Genomic DNA, 20,198 nt, shown 5'->3' with positions numbered 1-20,198 from the left:
CGGGATCGACAGCCGCGGCGACCGCAATGCTGCCATCGCCCGGATGGCAAAGCCTTGCCGACCCGGCCCGACCGGGCTTTGCGCCCCCGGCGCCTTCGAGCTACGATGTCGCATGCGTTTGATCCGGGTCCTGTGTCTTTTCGCCCTTCTGTCGGCCTGCGGCACCGGCCCGCCGCCCGCGCCCCAGATGGCGGACTCCCCGGCGCTCCATCCCGGCGAGACGCCGGAAATGCGGGCACTGATCGTCGAGTATGCCGAGATCCACGATATCCCCGAGGCATTGCTGCACCGGGTCATCCAGCGCGAGAGCGACTACCGCCCGCGGGCGCGCAACGGCCCCTATTGGGGCCTGATGCAAATCCTGCCCGAGACCGCGGCGCAGATGGGCCATGACGGCCCGCCCGAGGCGCTGCTCGATGCCGAGACGAACCTGGAATACGCGGGCCGTTACCTGCGGGGTGCCTGGATCGTGGCCGACCGCGACATCGACGCGGCAGTAAAATGGTATGCGCGCGGCTACTACTACGCGGCACGCGACCGCTGCCTGCTGGTGGAAACCGGGCTGCGTGACCGCGAGGTCGCACGCCATTGCCGCGCTTGAGGCCCGGCCCCGCGCGCCCTAGGCTGCTGCCATGACACCGGAAATCGTGATGCTTGCCGTGGGGCTGCTGTTCCTCGCCGGGCTGGCGCTGGACGCGGTCGGGCACCTGGTCCACGTCCCCCGCGTGACGCTGCTGATCCTGCTGGGCGTGCTGGTCGGCCCGCCGGGCCTGAACTGGCTGCCCATCGACATCGAGTCGGCGCACGAGGTGCTGGCGCCGACGGCGCTGACCATGGTCGCCTTCCTGATGGGCGGCAGCCTCGACCGGGGCACGCTGGCCGCCCGGGGGCGCGCGATCCTGGTGCTGTCGCTGGCGGTCGTGGCGGGCACCGCGCTGGTGGTCGGGCTGGGGCTCTGGGCGCTGGGCACCCCCCTGGCGGCGGCGCTGCTGCTGGCAGGCATCGCCACCGCCACGGCCCCGGCGGCCACGCTGGACGTGATCCGCGAGAGCGGCGCCCAGACCAGCCCCTTCGGCAAGCTTCTGATCGGCATCGTGGCCATCGATGACGCCTGGGGGCTGCTGGCCTTCTCGCTGCTGCTGACGCTGGCAGCCATGCTTGGCGGAGACGGCGACACCGCCGCGCTGGCCCATGCCGGTTACGAGGTCGGCGGCGCCGTCGTGCTGGGCCTCGTGCTGGGGCTGCCCGCCGCCGCCCTGACCGGGCGCGTGAAGCCGGGCGAGCCCACCCTGATCGAGGCGCTGGGGCTTGTCCTGGTCATCGCCGGCCTGGCGCTCTGGCTGGAGGTGTCCTTCCTGATCGCGGGGATGACCACGGGCGCGCTTGTCACCAACCTTGCGCGCCACCACGACCGCCCCTTTCACGAGATCGAGCGGATCGAATGGCCCTTCCTGCTGCTGTTCTTCGTGATGGCCGGGGCCTCGCTGGATGTCTCCGCGCTCGTCGCGGCAGGTGGGACCGGAGTGGCCTACATGATCCTGCGTGTGCTGGGGCGCCTGGCCGGCGGCGCGCTCGGCGGGCCGCTGGCCGGAATGCGCCCGGCCCGCGGTGCGCGCACCGCCGCCGCCCTGCTGCCGCAGGCCGGGGTGGCCGTGGGCATGGCACTGGTCGCCGCGGAGCGGTTTCCGCAGGCGGGCGAGGTGGTGCTGGCCGTCACCATCGCCGCGACGGTGGTCTTCGAGGTGATCGGCCCGCCCCTGACGCAATGGGCGCTGGCAAAGGAAAACCGCCCGGACGGGTAGGTCCGGGCGGCAACAAAATTCTGGAATTTTGTTCGCGCTCAGCCGACCAGTTCGAGGCCAGAGAAGAAAAAGGCGATCTCTTCCGCGGCCGTTTCCGGCGCATCGGACCCATGGACCGAGTTCTCGCCCACGGAGGCGGCGAATTCCGCGCGTATTGTGTCCGCGGCGGCATCCGCCGGATTGGTCGCGCCCATGACCTCGCGGTTGCGGGCGATGGCGCCCTCGCCCTCGAGCACCTGCACGACCACCGGGGCCGAGGCCATGAAGCCCGTCAACTCGTCAAAGAACGGGCGTTCGGCGTGGACGGCATAGAACTGCTCGGCCTGGGCCTTCGTCAGCAGGATGCGCTTCTGGGCGACGATGCGCAGGCCGGCCTCCTCGAACTTGGCGTTGATCTTGCCGGTCAGGTTGCGGGCGGTGGCGTCGGGCTTGATGATCGACAGGGTGCGTTCGGTGGCCATGGGTCTTTCCTCGATGGTCGGTGAATATCGCCGCGCCGATAGCATGGGGGGTGCGCCTTGAAAAGGCGCGATTGACGCCGCCGGCACCCTCTGGCAGGCCCTTCGCCATGCTGCGTATTTCCGACATCACCTACTCGGTCGAGGGCCGCCCCCTGATCGAGGCCGCCAGCGCCGTCATCCCCACCGGCCACAAGGTCGGCGTGGTGGGCCGCAACGGCACCGGCAAGACCACGCTGTTCCGCCTGATCCGGGGGGAACTGACGCTCGAGGGCGGCACGATCGACCTGCCAAAGGGGGCCCGCATCGGTGGTGTCAGCCAGGAGGTGCCGGGCTCGGACACCTCGCTGCTCGACACGGTGCTCGCCGCCGATACCGAACGGCTTGCCCTGATGGCCGAGGACACCGACGACCCCCACCGCATCGCCGAGATCCAGACCCGGCTGACGGATATCGACGCCTGGTCGGCCGAGGCGCGCGCCAGCGCCATCCTCAAGGGCCTGGGCTTTTCGGACGCCGAGCAGCGCATGCCCTGTTCGGGCTTCTCGGGCGGCTGGCGAATGCGCGTCGCATTGGCGGCGGTCCTGTTCTCGGCCCCCGACCTGCTGCTGCTGGACGAGCCGACGAACTACCTCGATCTTGAAGGCGCGCTCTGGCTGGAAAGCTACCTGGCGCGCTATCCGCACACGGTGCTTGTCATCAGCCACGACCGCGGGCTCCTCAATCGCGCGGTGGGCGGCATCCTGCACCTGGAGGACCGTAAGCTCACCTATTACGCCACGCCCTACGACCGCTTTGCCGAACAGCGCGCCGCCCGGCTGGCCGTGGCCGAGGCGCAGAACCGCAAGGCGCAGGAACGCAAGGCCCACCTGCAAAGCTTCGTCGACCGGTTCCGCGCCAAGGCCTCCAAGGCGAAACAGGCGCAATCGCGACTGAAGATGATCGAACGGATCACCCTGACCGCGACCCCGCAAGAGGCCGCCCTGCGCGCCTTTTCCTTTCCCGAACCCGAGGAGCTGTCGCCGCCCATAATCACCACCGATGGCGTCGCCGTGGGCTATGGCGACACCACGGTTCTGGATCGGCTGTCGCTGCGCATCGACCAGGACGACCGGATTGCACTTCTGGGCCGCAACGGCGAGGGGAAATCAACGCTTTCCAAGCTCTTGTCGGGCAAGCTTCAACCCCAGACCGGCACGTTCACCGCGCATGGCAAGCTGCGCGTGGGCTATTTTGCCCAGCACCAGCTGGAAGAGCTGCGCCCTGACGAGACTCCGCTGGATCACCTGCGCCGCGAGCGCCCCGACGAGGCCCCGGGCCGGCTGCGCGCGCGGCTGGCCGGCTTCGGGCTGACGGCCGATCAGGTCGAGCTACCCGCGGCAAAGCTGTCGGGCGGACAGAAGGCGCGGCTGTCGCTTCTGCTGGCCACGCTCGACGCACCGCACCTGTTGATCCTCGACGAGCCGACTAACCACCTCGACATCGAGAGCCGCGAGGCCCTTGTCGAGGCGCTGACCGCCTATTCCGGCGCGGTGGTGCTGGTCAGCCACGACATGCACCTGCTCAGCCTCGTGGCCGACCGGCTCTGGCTGGTCAAGGGCGGCCGCGTAACCGCCTTCGACGACGATCTGGAGGCCTATCGCAAGCTGCTGATCTCGGGCGACAAGCCGGCGAAACCCGAAAAGCCGAAAGCGCCCCGCCCCTCGCGCGACCGCATCCTCGAACTGCGCGCCGAGGTGCGCAAATGCGAGGCCCGCGTCACCAGGATCGAGGAGATGCGCGAGAAACTGGCCGCCAAGCTGGCCGACCCCGCGCTATACGAGGCGGCGCAGGCCAATGAACTCGAGACCTGGAACCGCAAGTATGTCGAGGTCATGGAGGGGCTGGAGCGTGCCGAAACCCTCTGGCTGGCCGCGCAGGAAAAGCTCGACGCCGCCGAAGCCGGCTGAGCGCGGCGCGGCTGCCCCGCCGTCGTCGTGATCAGCCCATCGGGACGGTGGATGGCGCCGGCGCCCCGGACTCGGGGGTGAAGATCGCGCGGCTGTCGCGCAGGTCCTCGGGCCGGATCGACACACGCCCGGCCCGGACCCAGGCCCGCTCGTTGTCGACATCGAGCGTGATCCGGGCCTTGGCCCCCGGCGCCAGCCTGTCGAGGGTCAGGCCAAGACGCTGCGCGCCATCGGCAACGGGCCGCGCCAGCCGGACTGGCCCGGTGAAGACCCGAACCGGCCAGGCGTCCTTCGTGCCGCGTCCACCCACGGCCGTGTCGATCCCCACGCTACCCCGAGAGGCGCGCATGTCCAGCACCAGGTGCCCGCTGGCCAGCGCGCAATCGCCGGTGTTGCGCAGGACGATCTGGTCGACCGCGTCACGCTCCTGAACCGCCACTAAGAGACGGGGCGCCGGGTCGGCACGCCCGAGCCCCGGTATCGCGGCCAGAACCAATACAACGATTACACGCACCATGTCAGACACCCGATTACCTGCACGCACAATAGCGACCTACAGCCCCCGGGCCGCCGGCGGAACCGCGGACCGCGCGCACCGTCCCTGCCGCCCCTCACCGTGGCTAGCGCGCCACGAGCCCGACGCCGGTATGCCGACCGTTGTCGCCCGCGCGACACCCCCCGCTTCTTTGGGTGTCAAATACCGCGGGGGTGAATGCCGAAGGCAGAGGGGGCGGCGCCCCCTGGACCCGGCTGCGGCCAGGCGCAGGCCGGTGACACCTGCGGGAGCCGCGACAAGGCCCGCCCGAACGACGTAACGCCGCTCCGGGGCGTCGCGACGCGGTTCACAGCATCGCCCGCCGCCCGCGCGCACCGCCCCGACGGCCCGGGCGCGGCGGGATCAGCGTCAGCGGCACCAGCGGGCGGTTGAGGCTGTCCTCCAGCAGGCGGCAGAACTCGGCCACGGCCGGGTCATCCTCGCGCAGGGGGGCCGCGGCCGCCAGCGCGCGCACCGCCGCCTCGGGGTAGTTGGCCCCGCCGGGCAACGCGCCCAGCCATTCGACATAACCCATGTGGGCGAGTTGCCGCGCCCGTGCCTCCGAGCTGTTCGGCACCCGCATGGCCGTCAGGATATCGTTCAGGGTCATCGCGCCCTCCGCGCCTGTGAACGGGGCTGGCGCGGCGCTGGTCGGACGGGTCGTGTGTCGTCGCAGACGCCGTGCCGGGGCACCCCGCCCGGGTTGACAGTCATGACGGCAGGTCTCCTGGCTCGCGGGTCGGGGCGGGCACCGGACCTTCCCGGGGCATGCCCCAGTGGTCAGCATCGGTGCCGCTCGCCGCTTACAGTTGCGGGGACAGCCGCGGATTTGCCCGGTTCGGGCGCACCGCGTTCCCTTTTCACCCGATGGCGCGCGGCCACCGGAAACCGTCTTCTAATGGGTAGGCGCGCGGGCAACCCGCTGTCAATGCCGGCGCGCCTCGCCAGGGCTGGTCATGCGGGCCGTGGCCGCCTAGGCTCGCGCCCATGATCGACCCGGCCTTTCTCGTCACCGCCTTCGCGGCCCTCTTCGTGGTGATCGACCCGATCGGGCTGACCCCGATCTTCGTGGCCCTGACCCGGGGCATGAGCGCGACCCGGCGCCGGGCGCTGGCAGTGCGCGCCTGCGTCATCAGCTTCGCGATCCTGCTGGTATTCGCGCTGTTCGGCGAGGCGGTGCTGGGCTTCATCGGCATCTCCATGCCCGCCTTCCGGGTCGCCGGCGGCATCCTGCTGTTCCTGACCGCGCTGGACATGCTGTTCGAGCGCCGCCAGAAACGCCGGCGCGACCAGGCCGACGAGGACGACGACGAGGAAGAGGACGACGAGGACCCGTCCGTCTTCCCGCTGGCCATTCCGCTGATCGCCGGGCCGGGGGCGATCGCGACGATCATCCTTCTGGTGGGCCAGAGCACGGGTCCGCTCGGCTTCGTCGCCACCATGGGCGTGCTGTTGGCGGTGCTGGCGCTGGTGCTGGTGCTGTTCCTGGGTGCAGGGCTGCTGGAACGGCTTCTGGGCAGGGTCGGCATCAATGTCGTCACCCGGCTGCTGGGGATGCTGCTGGCCGCGCTGTCAGTGCAATTCGTGCTCGACGGGCTGAGGTCTTTCGGTCTGGGCGGATAACCCCTATCTCTTGCCAATGACCGGAGACCAGATCGCATCCTTCGTATTCCTGGCGCTGCTGGGGGTGGCCATCCTCGGGTCCTACCTGGCGCACAGCCGGTTGCGCGCCTCGCAGATGGCGCAGCAGGCGATGATCTGGGTGCTGATCTTCGTGGGCGCCGTCGCCGCCGCCGGGCTCTGGCAGGACATGCGGGGCGACATGCGCGTCTCGCAGGCGGTCGTGGCCGAGAACGTGGTCGAGGTGCCGCGCGGCCGCGACGGGCATTTCCACCTCGACCTGCAGATCAACGGCGTCACCGTCCCCTTTCTGGTCGATACCGGGGCCACGCAGGTGGTGCTGACACGCCAAGACGCCGCGCGCGTCGGGCTGGAACCGGCGGATCTTAACTTCATCGGCACCGCCCGGACGGCCAACGGCGAGGTGCGCATCGCGCCGGTGGTGCTGGACCGCGTCGCGCTAGGCCCGATCGAGGACCGCGACCTGCGCGCCTCGGTCAACGGCGGGCAGATGGAACAGTCGCTGCTGGGCATGGCCTACCTCAACCGCTTCGACCGGATCGAGATCGAGAACGACCGGCTTCTGCTCACGCGATAGGGTGGCAAACCTCGCGCTGGCGCAGCTACATGGGGTTGTCGCGCCGCTGCCGATCGCGCCCGGTCGCGGCGTCGTCACAGCGTGACGATGTGATTGTCCCAGGCCACGTCCTGTCGGGCCAGGGCGCGCGTGCCGTCCGGCCCCAGGGCAATTAACCCGCCCAGACCGTCGCTGGCGAGGTAGCCCGTGTCGAGCGGGGCGAGCCCGCAGATATCCGCGCGCGTCACCGCCCCGATGAAGGCCCCGTCGGGGGCGAACCGGTGCAGGCGGCCGCCCCGCGGCGAGGTGATGGCCAGTTCGCTGCCGTCGCCGCCGAAGGCGACGCTGCCCGCGTAGCCCTGCATGGCCAGTTCATCGGCCAGCGGCGCCGGGGCGAGACCCGGCGTTTCGCCCATCCGGTGCAGGCCCAGCAGCGGCGTCGCCGCCCCGGAGGCGCCCTGCCATTGCATGGCGAAACCCACCAGCCCGTCCGCGCGGACCGCGAGATGCCGGATCGAGTTGCGGTGAAGCTCCGCGGGCAGGTCGACCTCGTCCTTACGGTCGCCGTCGAGCGACAGGTAGGCCAGGCTGGGCCGCATGGTGTCCACGTTTTGCTTGCTGCGGTCGGTGGGGTCGGTGGCGATCCCGCCATTGGCGACGACCAATGTTTCCCCGTCGGGCATGAGCCGGATCTCGTGCGGGCCCAGCCCGCCGGTCGCAAAGGCCCCGATGCGGGCATAGCCCGCGCTGACATCCCATATCCCGATGCGCCCGTCGCTTGTCTCGGCGACCTGCTCGCTGGTCAGCAGCAGCGCGCCGCCCTCGGCGAAAACCCCGTGCCCGTTCAGGTGATGCCCCGCGGGCGGCGTCAGCCGGTGCAGGACATCGCCGGTCGCGCAGTCGATCACCAGCGCGAAGTCGCCGGGGCGGCGCGCAAAGGCCACCGCCTCGGCCCGCGTCGGATGGGCCGCCCCGGCATGGCCGCGCGCGGGCAAGGCGACGCGAAAGGTCGTGGCCCCCGTGGCGGACAGGCCGTAAAGGGCGAAGCGCCCGTCAGGGTCTTTTGCCGCGGCCAGAAAGTCGGGGTTGCCGACCGCCGCCCAGCCCAGGCGCGGGGCGGTGCCGACCGCCATGAGCGAGGCGAGAAAGCCGCGGCGCGTGGTCATGGGTCAGTCTCCGTCCTGTGAATTGAACCCCGGCGCGATCCCGTAGCGGGCGCCGATTTCCGTGGCGATCGCCGCGCGCAGCCCGGTGACAGCCTGTTGCAGAACCTCGGCGCGCAGCCGCCCCTGCGGCGTATCCACATCCTGAAAGGCCGGGTCCTCGATCCGTGCGGCCGCAGCCTGCAGCGCGTCTAGGGCGGCATCGCTCTGCGGGGTCGGCCAGTCGGCCAGCGCGGTGGCAAGTCCGTGCGCGGCCTCGGCCGCAAGACGCGCGTTGCGCAGCGACCGCCCCGAGCGCCACGCCTCGGCCCGCGCCGGCCGAGGGCGCTCGAAGGTGCCCATCGGCGCGCCGAGCCGCTCCTGCGCGGTGAATTCGAGTGACGAGGCCACCTGCGTGTAGAGCGCGCGAAGGGCCTCTTGCCCGCTCAGGAAGGTCGCGTTGTCCGGTGTCCCCGCCGTGCGCAGGGTCTCGGCGAAATCCTCGCGCCAGCCCGCGTCCAGCGCGGCAGCCTGATTGGCCAGGTCCGCGGCGATGGTGGTGACAAGCGCGCAGGTATAGCTGCCGCGGGCATAATCCGAAAAGCCCGGGTCGAAGATCAGCCGCTCCAGCGCGAAGAAACCGCGCGCCGCGACCGAGACATCCGAATACCCCTGCGGGTCGCGGGCGATCGGGTCCTGCGACGCGATGAACTGGGTCAGCTTGCGCGGGGTGAACCCGCGCGGGTCGGGCCAGAAGCCGACCGAAAGCGCCCCGGTTTCGGACGGGCCGAGGCGCAGGTCGGCCACGGGCATCCAGGCGTCGAAGGCCGCGTGGTAGGCCGGGCGAAGGGCCTGCGGCCGGCAGTCCTCGGCGGCGGTGTCTGCAAGGTCCGCGCTGCGGCTGGCGAATACCGCGAACCCGGGCAGGATATGGTCGTCGAGCGCCGCGTCGACGCCGGCGCCGGCCGGTGGCGCAAGGCCCAGGGCCAGGGCAAGGATGGCGAACAGTCTCATAGGCTCTCCAGGTAGCGGATCAGGGCGTCGCGGTCCTCGGGCGGCATTTCGACCACGCGGTCACGGGCGGCCTCGGCCTCGCCGCCGTGCCAGAGCACCGCCTCCAGCAGCGACCGGGCGCGGCCGTCGTGCAAAAAATAGCTGTGGCCAGAAACGGTTTGGGTCATGCCGATCCCCCAGAGCGGCGCAGTGCGCCATTCGCGCCCCGAGGCGCGGCCCTCGGGGCGGTTGTCGGCCAGCCCCGGCCCCATGTCGTGCAGCAGCATGTCGGTGAAGGGCCAGATCAACTGGAAACTGGCCGGATCGTCGCCCTCCAGCCTGTGGGTGACGTAGTTGGGCCGGTGGCACTCGGCGCAGCCGGTCTCGAAAAAGACCTCGCGCCCGCGCAGGACCTCGGGATCGTCCACGTCCCGCCGGGCCGGAACGGCCAGCGTCCGGCTGTAGAAGGTCACGAGGTCGAGCCCCACCTTGTCGATCTCGAACCCGCTTTGTTCCGGGTCGCCGCCATGCAGCGCCGCGGTGCAATCGGTCTGGGCATCCGTGCACTCGCCTGCCCCGGCCGGATGGATGGGGTTGGAGATGCCGATATCGCCCGCAAAGGCGCTTGCGGTCTGTTCCAGCACCGTCGGGTTGCCGGCCTTCAGGCCGAAGCGGCCCAGCATGGGCCGGTCGTGCACGTCGGACCGGACCACCTGCGCCCGGCCGGAGATGCCATCGCCATAGGCATCCTGCGGGTCGGCCCAGGCCAGGATATCCTGCGTCGGGATCGCCTCCAGCAGGCCCATCCCGATCATCTGCGGCGCCACGCGCGGGGACAGCATCGCCCTGTCGTGCAGCGGGCCATACCCGAGGTCCGCGGCGGTGTAGGTCGGCTCGCGCAGGGTGGCAACCTGCCCGCCCGACAGCGGCACCTCTATCTCCTCGTAGTCGACCTGAAGCCGGTATTCGGGCGCGTGGCCCGGCAGGCTGAAATCCTGCATCTGCGTGCCGTAGGTCGGCTCGGGCGCCGTCACCTGCGTGCCCGCGATATAACCCTCGATCGCGGCGGTATCGACCCGTGGCGCCGGCACCGAAACGCGCAGGAACATCGACACGGCGCTGTCGTCGGGGCCTTCGGGCGGGTGGCCGCGCCCGTCCTTGAGGTGGCAGCGCTGGCACGAGCGCGCATTGTAGAGCGGCCCCAGCCCGTCAGAGGCCAGGGTCGAGGCCGGGGCCGAGACCCAGACGCGGTCGAACATGCCGTTGCCGAGCCGGAAGTCCATCTGCTGTTCGAATGTCAGGTTGCCGGCGGGCTGGGAAAAGGCATCGGCAGTATCGCGCGCGCGCACCGTCTGGCCACCGGCGGGGTTCGTCTCGAAGGCCCAGGGCGCCGAGAAATCCGTCGGCGGCGCGGTGACATCGGCGATGCGGGCGCGCTCCTCGTCGGTTCGGGGAATGACGTCAAGGTGGTGATCGGCCAGCCCGTCCCAGGGTGGCGCGGCCTCTTGCGCCATGGCCGACACGGAAAGGGCCGCGCAGAGCGGCAGCAGGACTGGAAGGACCTTTTGCATCGGGCTCACGTCGGATGGCAGGGGCGCGGCCGAGCCACGCCCCCGGGGGAAGGTTACTGGAACACGGCGTCGGGGTTGTCGAGGCTGTCCGAGCCCATGACCTCGATCCCGCCGAGGTCGAGCGCGGCGACCACCCGCTCGATGGACCGGGTCTGGTCGATCAGCCCGTTCACGCCGCCCATGATCAGCGCCTCGCCGCCGTCATTGCCGCGCGCCAGCATCTCGTCATAGGCAAAGCCCGCCTCGGCGGCCCGCTTGATCTGGCCCAGTTCCATCACGGTGTTGTTCAGCCGCCCGCGCATCTCGGCGTCGAGCGCGGGATCGTCGGCGGCCACCAGGTCGGACAGCGACGGCCCGCTGACGGTGGTGCCATCGGTGCGCACATAGCGGCCGAGGTAGATGTTCCGGATGCCGACGCCGTTGTAGTAATGGTCGTTGTGGGTGTTGTCGGCAAAGCAGGAATGTTCCTCCTCGGGGTCGTTCAGCATCAGGCCGAGGCGCATCCGCTCGCCGGCCGTCTCGCCATAGGACAGGCTACCCATGCCGGTCAGGATCGCCGTCAGCCCGGCCTCTTCGTCGGCCATCAGGTCTTCGCGGGCGGCACCATCCTCGGCCCATTGCGCGGTGATCCATTCCAGATCCGAGATCAGCAGGTCCGTCGCGGCAGACAGATACTCGGCCCGGCGTTCACAATTGCCGTTGGTGCAGTCGTCACCCGGCGCATAGTCGGTCCAGGGCCGGTTGCCGGCGCCGTCGCCATGACCGTTCAGGTCCTGCCCCCAAAGCAGGAACTCGATGGCGTGATAGCCGGTGGCGACGTTGGCCTCGATCCCGTCGGCCTCGTGCAGGGTGTCCTGCAACAGTTCCGGGGTGATCTCGGTCGCGTCGATCTGCTGGCCCGAAAGGGTGAAGCTGGGGTTGGCGATCACGTTCAGCCCGGCCAGTTGGTTGGCGTCGGAGGGCCCGGCATAGGCGCCGTCGACATAGTCGATCAGGCCCTCGTCCAGCGGCCAGGCGTTCACCTTGCCTTCCCAGTCGTCGACGATCGGATTGCCGAAGCGGTAGACCTCGGTCTGCTGGTAGGGCACGCGCGCCTCCAGCCAGGCCGCGCGCGCGGCGGCCATGGCCTCGGCCGAGGGGCTGTCGATCAGGGTGTTTACCGCCTCTTGCAGCGCGCGGGCCGCCTCAAGGCTGTCGCCGTAGTTGGCCTCGGCGATATCGGCGTAGGTGTCGAGCACCTCGGTGGCGGTCTGCGCCTGGGCTGCGCCGGTCAGGGCCGTCGCCAGGGCGGTGGTGGTCAATACGGTGCGGAGCATCTCTCTGTCCTGTTCTGTGGTCCGGGATCGCGCATGCCGGCGGGGCCGGGATCACCGGACTCTGCCACCCGATCCAGCAGACGCTCGACAGACAGATCCGGCCAGGCAAGCCCGTCGAAGGCCAGCTGCAGCAGGTCGCATCGGCAAAGGTCACCGGGGTCCGAAAGCCTGTCCGTCATTCTGCATCCCGTTGTGAATCGGCTACGCTGAGAGAAAGATGACCAAAACAGTCGGGATTCGCAATACCTGAGTATTGAGCTCGGAAATCACCCCGCGACCCATGGTGTTGCAGGGTGCCGCGGCTGACCGCGCGCGTCGGACCGGATGTTCGCCGCGCGCCCGGCAACATCCGCACCCGCCGTCTGCGCCGGGTCGGCCCCTTTTGGCCCGGTCAGCCGCCCGCCTGGGCCTTCATGGCCCATTGGCCGCTGTCCTGCGCCCAGTATTGCGCGGCGCAGCCGGCCTGCGTCAGGGCCTTCCACTGATCACGGGCCACCTGCACCGCCTCTGGATCGTGACCGTCGAAGATCAAGCAGACGCGCTCCATCGCCTGCACCTCGGCCGCCGCGACATCGGCGCCGTCCACGGACATGATGCAGGCGGGGGCGTTGGTCGCCCCGCCGCCGGTGGTCAGCAGGATCGGCTGGTCCGCGTCATGCGGACCGCCGGCCAACCCGTGCGGCAGGAACCCCTCTTCGGGGCCGGCCCAGAGGGCGGCATCCAGCGCCGCCATCCGGTCGGCGTCGTGGCCGCGCACCTCGACGCGCCACCCCGCGCCGCGCGCCTTGCCCAGCAGCATGGGCAGGGCCCGCTCCAGCGGTTGCGTCGTCAGGTGATAGAAGTAGGCCGCGCCCATCGGCCTAGCCTTCGTAGCGATCCGCGATCAGGCGGTTGAGCGTCAGCACCCCCCAGCCGGTGGCCCCCTTGGGTGCCAGCGTGGTGTCCTTGGTCTGCACGGTCACGCCCGCGATATCGAGGTGGCACCAGGGCACGCCCTCCTGCACGAAGCGGCCCAGGAACTGCGCGGCGGTGATCGACCCGGCGGTGCGGCCGCCGACGTGCTTCATGTCGGCGATGCGGCTTTTGAGCAGGTCGTCGTAGGCCTGGCCCATGGGCAGGCGCCATGCGCCTTCGCCCTCGGCCCCGGCGGCCTTGAGAAAGGCCCCGGCGAGCGCATCGTCATTGGCAAAGACGCCCGCGTTCTCGTGGCCCAGGGCAACGATCATCGCCCCGGTCAGGGTGGCCAGGTCGATCAGGCCGGCAGGCTTGAACCGGTCCTGCGCGTACCAGAGCACATCGGCCAGTACCATGCGCCCCTCGGCGTCGGTGTTGATGATCTCGACGGTGTCGCCCTTCATCGTTTTCACCACGTCGCCGGGGCGCGTGGCCGTCCCCGAGGGCATGTTCTCGACCAGCCCGACAAGGCCCACGACATTGGCCTTGGCCCCGCGCAGGGCAAGCGCGCGCATGACACCGGCGACGACGCCCGCGCCGCCCATGTCCATGGTCATGTCCTCCATGCCTGCGGCCGGCTTAAGGCTGATCCCGCCGGTGTCGAAGACAACGCCCTTGCCGACCAGCGCCAGGGGCGGCTCATCGTCGCCGCCCCGCCACTGCATAACGACCACCTTGGAGGGGCTGGCGCTGCCCTGCCCCACGGACAGCAGCGCGCCCATCCCGAGCTTTTCGAGATCCGCCTCTTCGAGGATCTCGACCTCCAGCCCGAGGTCCTGCATCGCCGCGAGGCGCGCGGCGAAATCGTCCGTGGTCAGGACGTTGGCCGGCTCATTGACCAGGTCGCGGGTAAAAAAGACACCCTCGGCCACGGCGGCCATGGGGGCGGCGGCGCGGGCCAGATCCTCGGGCTTGGCGGCCATGATGTCCACCGCGCCGGGGGCCTCGGCGGGGTCGGTCTTGTGAGTCTCGAAGCCGTAGCCGCGCAGGGCAAGGCCCAGCGACAGGTCCGCCCCGCGCCCGGTGCTGCCCAGCAGCACCAGCAGCGCGCCCGTGCCTCGCGCCTTGGCCAGTTCGGCGCCGGCGCGGCGCGCCTCGTCCACCGCTGGCCGGCGCGGCAGCTTGACCACCAGCACCGCCTCGGCGGTTAGCCCGGCGGGCCAGTCCAGCGCCATCACGTCGCCCGTCTTCGCCTTTTCGAAACGGTCGCTCTCGGCCAGCCGCGCCACCGCCTTGCGGGTCAGGCTGTTGACCCGCCGAGCGCCGCGGTCGAGCTTGCCGTCGGGGGTGACGATCACCGCGATGCGGCCCTCGCGCGCGGCCAGCCCGTCCAGGTCGGTCTCGTGAAAGCGGATTTCGGCGGGTCGGGACATGGGGCGCTCCTTGGTGTCTTGTGTCCTGCGGTCGCGCAAGACCTAGCCTGCCCCTTGCCCGATGGCCAGAGAGCACTTGGGTTGCCCCGCAAACTGGGATAGCGTGCCGTGACTGCCAGCGGCCCGGGACACGCACGACACGGGGCCAGCACGACACGGGGGAAGCCAGGTGCCGCGATTCGACCGCTACATGCTGTCGCAGTTCCTGACCGTCTTCGGCTTTTTCGCACTGGTGCTGGTGCTGATGTACTGGGTCAACCAGGCGGTGCAGCTCTTCGACCGGATCATTGCCGACGGGCAGTCGGCCTGGGTCTTTCTTGAGCTCACGGCGCTGTCGCTGCCGGCGCTGATCCAGATCGTGCTGCCGCTGGCGGCTTTCGCATCGGCCGTCTACGTGACCAACCGCATGGCGTCGGAAAGCGAACTGGTCGTGGTCCAGGCCACCGGCTTTTCCGCCTTCCGGCTGGCCCGGCCCGTCGTCGTCTTCGGCACGATCGTCACCGCGCTGATGCTGGTGCTGACCCACGTGCTGGTCCCGCTCAGCCAGGGCCGCCTCGACGCGCGCGAGGCCGAGATCTCGCGCAATCTCTCGGCGCGGCTGCTGACCGCGGGGCAGTTCATGTCGCCCGCCGCGGGGGTGACGCTCTTCGTGCGCGAGGTCACCGAACAGGGCGAGCTGCGCGACGTCTTTTTGTCCGACAGCCGGCGCGACGACCGCCACATCGGCTACACCGCCAGCCGGGCCTTTCTGGTGCGGGCCGAGGCCGGCCCGCAACTGGTGATGATCGACGGGCTGGCGCAGACCCTGATGCACGGTGATCAGCGCCTGTTCACCACCCGTTTCGACGATTTCGCTTATGATGTCAGCGCGCTGGTGCCCGACGTGGGTGACCGCGACCGCGCCGCGCGCGAGCTGACCACCGCCGAGCTTCTGTCGCCCACCCCCGCCTTGCAGGACGAGACCGGCCGAAGCGCCGCTTACCTGCTGCACGCCGGCCACGACCGGTTCGTGCAGCCTCTCACGGCCCTGGTCGGGGCACTTCTGGGCTTCGCCGCCTTGTTGGTCGGCGGGTTCAGCCGGTTCGGGCTGTGGCAGCAGATCCTGGGCGCGGTTGCGCTGGTGGTGGTGATGAAATCCGCCGAAAGCGCCGGCATGGGCGCGGCCCGCGCGGCGGTGAGCGCCTGGCCGGCCGCCTATGCAGGGATCGCCTTCGGCCTGGCGGCCAGCCTGGCGCTGCTGCTGGTCAGCAGCCGCCCCGCGCTGCTGCGCCGCCGCCCGCGCCAGCCCGCCGGGGGCGCGGCATGATCCTGCACCGTTATTTCTCGCGCCGGTTCGTGATCAGTTTCGCCAGCACCTTCGGCATCTTCCTGTTGCTGCAGGGGTTCATCGACCTGGTCGAGCAGGGCCGCCGGTTCGCCGGGACCGAGGCCGGCACGGCGCAGGTGGTGGCGCTGACCCTGCTGAACCTGCCTCAGGCCCTCTACGAATTGCTGCCCCTGATCACGGTGCTCAGTGCCATCGCGCTTTTCCTCGGGCTGGCCCGGTCCTCGGAACTGGTGGTGACACGCGCCGCGGGGCGGTCGGCCCTGCGCGCCTTCGCGGGGCCGCTGCTGATGACCCTGCTGATCGGGGGGCTGGCGGTGGCGGTTTTCAATCCCATCGTCGCCGCGACGCTCAAGGAATACGAGGACCGCTCGTCCAGCCTGCGCGACAACCGTGCCAGCATCCTGTCGATCTCGGACGACGGGCTCTGGTTGCGCCAGGGCGATGCGGCGCGGCAGACGGTGATCCGGGCCGCGGCGACCAACCTCGACGGCACCGTGCTGCAAGGCGTGAGCTTCATCACCTTCACGCGCGAGGGCGGGCCGATACGCCGGATCGAGGCCGACAGCGCCGCGCTGGTCCGGGGGGCCTGGGTCCTGAGCGATGCCAAGTCCTGGCCCCTGTCGGAGGCCCGCGTTGCCGAGCAGTGGGCGACCACCCATGCCAGCCTGCGCATCCCCTCGACGCTCTCGGCCGACCGGATCCGCGACAGTTTCGGCACCCCCAGCTCGATCCCCGTCTGGGACCTGCCCGCATTCATCGACCGGCTGGAGGCCGCCGGCTTTTCCGCCCTGCGCCACCGGGTCTGGTTCCAGATGGAACTGGCACAGCCGCTGTTTCTCTGCGCCATGGTGCTGATCGCCGCCGGCTTCACCATGCGCCCCCAGCGCGGGCGGCGCGTGGGGCTGCTGGTGCTCACCGCGGTGGTTCTCAGCTTCGGCCTCTACTTTCTGCGCAACTTCGCCCAGATCCTTGGCGACAACGGCCAGATTCCCGTGGCCCTTGCCGCCTGGGCGCCGCCCGTCGCCGGGATCGCGGCCGCGCTGGGCCTGCTGCTCCACCTGGAGGACGGCTGATGCCGCGGCTTGCGCTTATCCTCCTTCTGTGGCTCTGGCCGCTGTCGCTGGCCGCGCAGGCCCCCGCCACGCTGCTGGCCGACCGCGTGACCGTCCCGCCCGGAAGCGACCGACTGGTCGCCGAGGGCAACGTCGAGGTGGTGTTCGAGGGCACGCGGCTGTCAGCCGCGCGCATAACCTATGATCGCGCCGCCGACCGGCTGCAGATCACCGGCCCGATCTTCATCCGCACGCAGGCGGGCGAGGTTCTGACGGCCGAGCGCGCCAGTCTCGATCCGCGGCTGGAAAACGGGCTGCTGCGCGGGGCGCGGCTGATCCTGGACGACCGGCTGCAACTTGCCGCCGACCGCATCGACCGGGTCGGCGGGCGCTACACGCAACTCAGCCGCAGCGCCGCGACCTCCTGCAAGGTCTGCGACGACGGCCGCCCGCCGCTCTGGGACATCCGCGCCGCCCGCGTCATTCACGACCAGCAGGCGCGCCGGCTTTATTTCGAGAACGCGCGGTTCCGGGTCCGCGGCGTGCCGATCCTCTGGCTGCCGCGGCTGCGCCTGCCCGAGCCCGGTGTCAGCCGGGCAACGGGGCTGTTGATCCCCCAACTGCGGACCACCGACCAGCTGGGGCCGGGCCTCAAGCTGCCCTATTTCATTCGCCTGGGGGACCATCGCGACCTGACCGTGACACCCTATCTGACACCCGAAAGCGCCACGCTGGAGGCCCGCTACCGCCAGGCCTATCTGCGCGGCGAGATCGAGGTCAGCGGCGCCATGACGCGCGACAGCCTCGTCGGCGGCACGCGGGGCTATTTCTTCGCCGACGGGGCCTTTCACCTCGCCGGCGGCACGCGGCTGCGCTTTGATGTCGAGACTGCCTCGGACGATGCCTATCTGCTGGACTACGGCATCGACGACTCGGACCGCCTCGACAGCGAGATCAGCCTGTCGCGGATCACCGACCGCGAGATGCGCCGCGCCCGGTTGACCGTCTACCAGAGCCTGCGCGCCGCCGAGGACAACGACCGCCTGCCCCCCGTCGTGGCCGAGGCGCGCGGCGAAAGGCGTGCCACCCCGGCCATCGGCGGCACGCTGAGCTATGGCGCGGGTCTGCAGGGCCACCTGCGCACGCTGGACGCCGGGCCCGACGGGCTGGGCGACGCGCTGCGCGCCGGGGTCTGGGCCGACTGGCACCGCGCCCGTGTCACCGGCCCCGGCCTGGTGGTCGAGACCCGCACGGGCCTGCGGCTGGACCACTACGCCTTCTCGCCCGACGCCCTTGCCCGGGACACCACGCGCGCAACGGCCCAGGCCGCCGTGACCCTGCGCTATCCGCTGATCCGGCAAGGGCCGCGGGCCGCGCATGTGCTCGAACCCGTGGCGCAACTGGCCTGGTCGGACACCACCGGCGGCCCCGTGCCCAACGAGGACAGCAGCACGGCGGAATTCGACGTCGCCAGCCTGTTCGCGCTGTCGCGCTTTCCCGGCGAGGACGCCACCGAAACCGGCCCGCGTGCCGCCCTCGGGCTGACCTGGACCCGGCGCGGGCGGGACGGGCTGAACAGCCGGCTGACCTTCGGGCGGGTGCTGCGCGGGGCGGAGAACCCCGCCTTCACAAGGACCTCGGGGCTGGACGGCACCGCCTCGGACTGGCTGGTGGCCGGCGCGCTGGACACCGGCAGCGAGCTGGGCCTGCGCGGCCGGGCCCTGATCGACGATGATATCGCCGTGACCCGCGCCGAGGCCCTGCTGGACTGGCGCACGGACCGGCTGACCCTCGCGGCGGGTTACATTTTTCTGCCGGAAGATGCCGAGGAAGACCGCTCCGGCGCGGTGCGCGAGATCACGCTCGACAGCCGCTACCGCGTCAACGAGCGCTGGGCGGCGGGTCTCGACATGCGCTACGATCTGGCCGACGGCGAACCCTCCACCGCCGGGCTGGAGCTGGGCTGGCGCAACGAATGCATCACGGTGGATTTTTCGGTGTCGCGCCGCTTCACGTCTTCGACTACGGTGCAACCGACGACCGATTTCGGCCTGGTCGTGGGGTTGGACGGCTTTTCCGCGGGGCGCACCGGGGCGGGGGCCGCCCGACGCTGCCAGGACTGAAACACAAACCAAAGCCAAGAGGTTCCGATGCGTGCCGTTCCGATCCTGTTCGCCTTTCTCGTTTCCCTCGCCCTGCCCGCGCAGGCGCAGTTCTCGCCGGCGATCACGGTGAACGACGCGGTCATCACGCCCTTCGAGATCGAACAGCGCGAACGGATGCTGGAGGTCTTCGGCACCCCGGGCAACCTGTCCGAGGTGGCGCGGGACCAGTTGATCGAGGAACGTCTCAAGGCCCAGGAGCTTAACCGCGCCGGCCTGCGCCTGAACGAAGAGGGCCTGCAACGGGCCATGACGGACTTCGCCGCGCGCGCCGACCAGGACCTCGACCAGTTCCTTGCCGGGCTGCGCCAGAACGGCATCGCGGAAGAAACCCTGCGCGACTTCGTACGGGTCAACGCGACCTGGCGCGACTACATCCGCCAGCGCTACGGTTCGCGGGCCGAGGTCACCGAGGCCGAGGTCGACCGCGCCCTGGGCCAGTCCGAGGGCGGCGCCGGCATCCAGGTGCTGCTGAACGAGATCATCATCCCCGCCCCGCCCGACCGCGCCGAGGCGGCCATGCAACGGGCCGAACAGATTAGCGCGCTGACCTCCCAGGCGGCCTTCGAGGCCGAGGCGCGCCGGGTGTCGGCGCTGCCCTCGCGCGAGTCTGGCGGCCGGCTCGACTGGCTGCCAATCAGCAATTTCCCCGCCCCGCTTCGCCCGATCTTCCTCGGCCTCGCCCCGGGCGAGGTCACCGATCCGCTGCCCATCGAGAACGGCATCGCCCTGTTCCAGCTGCGCGACGTGCGCGAGGTGGCCCGGGCCACCCCCGCCCCGGCCGAGATCGACTACGCCGCCTATTACATCGACGGCGGCCGCGCACCGGCGGCGCAGGAGCGGGCCGCGCGCGTGGCCGGCCGTGTCGACACCTGCGACGACCTCTACGGCGTGGCCCGGGACCAGCCGCCACGGGTTCTCGAGCGCAACACCCTGCCCCCGGCCGAGATCCCGCAGGACGTGGCGACGGAACTGGCCAAGCTCGACCCCGGCGAGACCTCCGCGGCGCTGACCCGCGCGGGCGGCGACACGCTGGTGTTGCTGATGCTCTGCGGGCGCACCCCCTCCGAAGCGGGCGCGCAGGATCGCGACGCGGTGCGTAACCAGCTGCGCTCGCAGCGGCTGTCGGGCTATGCCGAGGCCTTGCTGGCCGAGCTGCGCGCCTCGGCCCGCATCACGCGCAACTGATGCGCCCCATCGCGGTCAGTTGCGGCGAGCCGGCCGGCATCGGCCCCGAGATCGCCGCAGCCGCCTGGCAGACGCTGAAGGACACCGTGCCGATCCTGTGGATCGGCGACCCCGCGCACCTGCCCCGCGACACGCCCTGGCAGGCGGTCGCGACCGCGGCCGAGGCCGCGACCGCGACC

Annotated in this window: 18 protein-coding genes, 1 pseudogene and 1 riboswitch; of the genes and pseudogenes, 10 read left to right on the top strand and 9 right to left on the bottom strand. The window is 70.6% G+C overall.

From position 1 onward, the window contains the following. The first annotated feature begins 112 nt into the window (after positions 1-112). Entirely contained in the window at positions 113-601 is a 489-nt protein-coding gene (locus BU124_RS00090) for a transglycosylase SLT domain-containing protein (RefSeq protein ID WP_084860410.1), read from the top strand. Positions 602-632: 31 nt separating this feature from the next. After that, a complete protein-coding gene (locus BU124_RS00085) occupies positions 633-1,802 on the top strand; it encodes a cation:proton antiporter (RefSeq protein ID WP_084860409.1) in 1,170 nt (389 codons plus the stop codon). A 38-nt stretch (positions 1,803-1,840) separates the two neighbouring features. Here the strand turns inward: BU124_RS00085 and ndk are convergent, their stop codons facing one another. Then, positions 1,841-2,263, bottom strand: a complete 423-nt coding sequence (ndk, locus tag BU124_RS00080; protein WP_084860408.1) for a nucleoside-diphosphate kinase — start codon at positions 2,261-2,263, stop codon at positions 1,841-1,843. Positions 2,264-2,370: 107 nt separating this feature from the next. On the opposite strand from ndk, the gene BU124_RS00075 reads away from it, so the two are divergent. After that, positions 2,371-4,209 carry an ABC-F family ATP-binding cassette domain-containing protein gene (locus BU124_RS00075; RefSeq protein ID WP_084860407.1) on the top strand — a complete coding sequence of 613 codons (1,839 nt, stop codon included), beginning with the start codon at positions 2,371-2,373 and terminating at the stop codon, positions 4,207-4,209. A 31-nt stretch (positions 4,210-4,240) separates the two neighbouring features. On the opposite strand, the gene BU124_RS00070 is transcribed toward BU124_RS00075, so the two are convergent. Both BU124_RS00070 and BU124_RS00065 read right to left on the bottom strand, forming a co-directional pair. Then, on the bottom strand, positions 4,241-4,648 hold the full coding sequence (locus BU124_RS00070) for a hypothetical protein (protein ID WP_084860406.1): 408 nt from the start codon (positions 4,646-4,648) through the stop codon (positions 4,241-4,243). A 403-nt stretch (positions 4,649-5,051) separates the two neighbouring features. Next, entirely contained in the window at positions 5,052-5,354 is a 303-nt protein-coding gene (locus BU124_RS00065; protein WP_084860405.1) for a hypothetical protein, read from the bottom strand. Between the two features lie 90 nt (positions 5,355-5,444). After that, positions 5,445-5,650: riboswitch (cobalamin riboswitch) on the bottom strand. An 84-nt stretch (positions 5,651-5,734) separates the two neighbouring features. Between BU124_RS00065 and BU124_RS00060 the strand changes: the two genes are divergently transcribed. Both BU124_RS00060 and BU124_RS00055 read left to right on the top strand, forming a co-directional pair. Then, complete coding sequence (locus BU124_RS00060) at positions 5,735-6,367, top strand: MarC family protein (protein WP_179141836.1); 633 nt, start codon at positions 5,735-5,737, stop codon at positions 6,365-6,367. Positions 6,368-6,383: 16 nt separating this feature from the next. Then, the gene (locus BU124_RS00055) at positions 6,384-6,962 is read left to right on the top strand and encodes a retropepsin-like aspartic protease family protein (RefSeq protein WP_084860403.1); all 579 of its coding nucleotides are present in this window, start codon (positions 6,384-6,386) and stop codon (positions 6,960-6,962) included. A 74-nt stretch (positions 6,963-7,036) separates the two neighbouring features. Here BU124_RS00055 and BU124_RS00050 read toward each other — a convergent pair whose 3' ends face one another. From BU124_RS00050 to BU124_RS00025, 6 genes are all read right to left on the bottom strand, one after another. Further along, positions 7,037-8,107 (bottom strand): DUF1513 domain-containing protein, encoded by a 1,071-nt coding sequence (locus BU124_RS00050; protein WP_084860402.1) that lies wholly within the window; start codon positions 8,105-8,107, stop codon positions 7,037-7,039. 3 nt (positions 8,108-8,110) lie between these two features. Continuing rightward, positions 8,111-9,097: an imelysin family protein gene (locus BU124_RS00045; RefSeq protein WP_084860401.1), complete on the bottom strand. Its 987-nt coding sequence runs from the start codon at positions 9,095-9,097 to the stop codon at positions 8,111-8,113. Continuing rightward, positions 9,094-10,590 (bottom strand): di-heme oxidoreductase family protein, encoded by a 1,497-nt coding sequence (locus BU124_RS00040; RefSeq protein ID WP_245831574.1) that lies wholly within the window; start codon positions 10,588-10,590, stop codon positions 9,094-9,096. The genes BU124_RS00045 and BU124_RS00040 overlap by 4 nt, the downstream gene beginning before the upstream one ends. Positions 10,591-10,700: 110 nt before the next feature. Beyond that, positions 10,701-11,963: an imelysin family protein gene (locus BU124_RS00035; RefSeq protein ID WP_084860399.1), complete on the bottom strand. Its 1,263-nt coding sequence runs from the start codon at positions 11,961-11,963 to the stop codon at positions 10,701-10,703. A gap of 391 nt (positions 11,964-12,354) precedes the next feature. Beyond that, positions 12,355-12,819, bottom strand: a complete 465-nt coding sequence (locus BU124_RS00030) for a DNA polymerase III subunit chi (protein WP_084860398.1) — start codon at positions 12,817-12,819, stop codon at positions 12,355-12,357. 4 nt (positions 12,820-12,823) lie between these two features. Further along, positions 12,824-14,290, bottom strand: a complete 1,467-nt coding sequence (locus BU124_RS00025) for a leucyl aminopeptidase (protein WP_084860397.1) — start codon at positions 14,288-14,290, stop codon at positions 12,824-12,826. A gap of 169 nt (positions 14,291-14,459) precedes the next feature. On the opposite strand from BU124_RS00025, the gene lptF reads away from it, so the two are divergent. The 5 genes and pseudogenes from lptF to BU124_RS14490 all read left to right on the top strand — a co-directional run. Continuing rightward, on the top strand, positions 14,460-15,596 hold the full coding sequence (gene lptF / locus BU124_RS00020) for an LPS export ABC transporter permease LptF (RefSeq protein ID WP_245831548.1): 1,137 nt from the start codon (positions 14,460-14,462) through the stop codon (positions 15,594-15,596). Beyond that, a complete protein-coding gene (gene lptG / locus BU124_RS00015) occupies positions 15,593-16,690 on the top strand; it encodes an LPS export ABC transporter permease LptG (protein ID WP_084860396.1) in 1,098 nt (365 codons plus the stop codon). The genes lptF and lptG overlap by 4 nt, the downstream gene beginning before the upstream one ends. Further along, positions 16,690-18,792: an LPS-assembly protein LptD gene (locus BU124_RS00010; RefSeq protein WP_084860395.1), complete on the top strand. Its 2,103-nt coding sequence runs from the start codon at positions 16,690-16,692 to the stop codon at positions 18,790-18,792. Before lptG ends, BU124_RS00010 begins: the two co-directional genes overlap by 1 nt. 27 nt (positions 18,793-18,819) lie before the next feature. After that, the gene (locus BU124_RS00005; RefSeq protein ID WP_084860394.1) at positions 18,820-20,019 is read left to right on the top strand and encodes a peptidylprolyl isomerase; all 1,200 of its coding nucleotides are present in this window, start codon (positions 18,820-18,822) and stop codon (positions 20,017-20,019) included. Beyond that, positions 20,019-20,198: pseudogene (locus BU124_RS14490) on the top strand (4-hydroxythreonine-4-phosphate dehydrogenase PdxA); the annotation flags it as partial. The gene BU124_RS00005 and the pseudogene BU124_RS14490, both read left to right, overlap by 1 nt.

It is taken from the genome of Salibaculum halophilum (genome assembly GCF_002094885.1).
GTDB classification, from domain to species: domain Bacteria; phylum Pseudomonadota; class Alphaproteobacteria; order Rhodobacterales; family Rhodobacteraceae; genus Salibaculum; species Salibaculum halophilum.
This window is presented reverse-complemented; position numbering and strand designations above follow the sequence as displayed.

What these genes read in the sequence shown, in the direction of transcription:
- BU124_RS00090 (WP_084860410.1), top strand. Translation starts at nt 113, where the DNA reads ATGCGTTTGATCCGGGTCCTGTGTCTTTTCGCCCTTCTGTCGGCCTGC.
- BU124_RS00085 (WP_084860409.1), top strand. Translation starts at nt 633, where the DNA reads ATGACACCGGAAATCGTGATGCTTGCCGTGGGGCTGCTGTTCCTCGCC.
- ndk (WP_084860408.1), bottom strand. Translation starts at nt 2,263, where the DNA reads ATGGCCACCGAACGCACCCTGTCGATCATCAAGCCCGACGCCACCGCC.
- BU124_RS00075 (WP_084860407.1), top strand. Translation starts at nt 2,371, where the DNA reads ATGCTGCGTATTTCCGACATCACCTACTCGGTCGAGGGCCGCCCCCTG.
- BU124_RS00065 (WP_084860405.1), bottom strand. Translation starts at nt 5,354, where the DNA reads ATGACCCTGAACGATATCCTGACGGCCATGCGGGTGCCGAACAGCTCG.
- BU124_RS00055 (WP_084860403.1), top strand. Translation starts at nt 6,384, where the DNA reads ATGACCGGAGACCAGATCGCATCCTTCGTATTCCTGGCGCTGCTGGGG.
- BU124_RS00050 (WP_084860402.1), bottom strand. Translation starts at nt 8,107, where the DNA reads ATGACCACGCGCCGCGGCTTTCTCGCCTCGCTCATGGCGGTCGGCACC.
- BU124_RS00045 (WP_084860401.1), bottom strand. Translation starts at nt 9,097, where the DNA reads ATGAGACTGTTCGCCATCCTTGCCCTGGCCCTGGGCCTTGCGCCACCG.
- BU124_RS00040 (WP_245831574.1), bottom strand. Translation starts at nt 10,590, where the DNA reads ATGGCGCAAGAGGCCGCGCCACCCTGGGACGGGCTGGCCGATCACCAC.
- BU124_RS00035 (WP_084860399.1), bottom strand. Translation starts at nt 11,963, where the DNA reads ATGCTCCGCACCGTATTGACCACCACCGCCCTGGCGACGGCCCTGACC.
- BU124_RS00030 (WP_084860398.1), bottom strand. Translation starts at nt 12,819, where the DNA reads ATGGGCGCGGCCTACTTCTATCACCTGACGACGCAACCGCTGGAGCGG.
- BU124_RS00025 (WP_084860397.1), bottom strand. Translation starts at nt 14,290, where the DNA reads ATGTCCCGACCCGCCGAAATCCGCTTTCACGAGACCGACCTGGACGGG.
- lptG (WP_084860396.1), top strand. Translation starts at nt 15,593, where the DNA reads ATGATCCTGCACCGTTATTTCTCGCGCCGGTTCGTGATCAGTTTCGCC.
- BU124_RS00010 (WP_084860395.1), top strand. Translation starts at nt 16,690, where the DNA reads ATGCCGCGGCTTGCGCTTATCCTCCTTCTGTGGCTCTGGCCGCTGTCG.
- BU124_RS00005 (WP_084860394.1), top strand. Translation starts at nt 18,820, where the DNA reads ATGCGTGCCGTTCCGATCCTGTTCGCCTTTCTCGTTTCCCTCGCCCTG.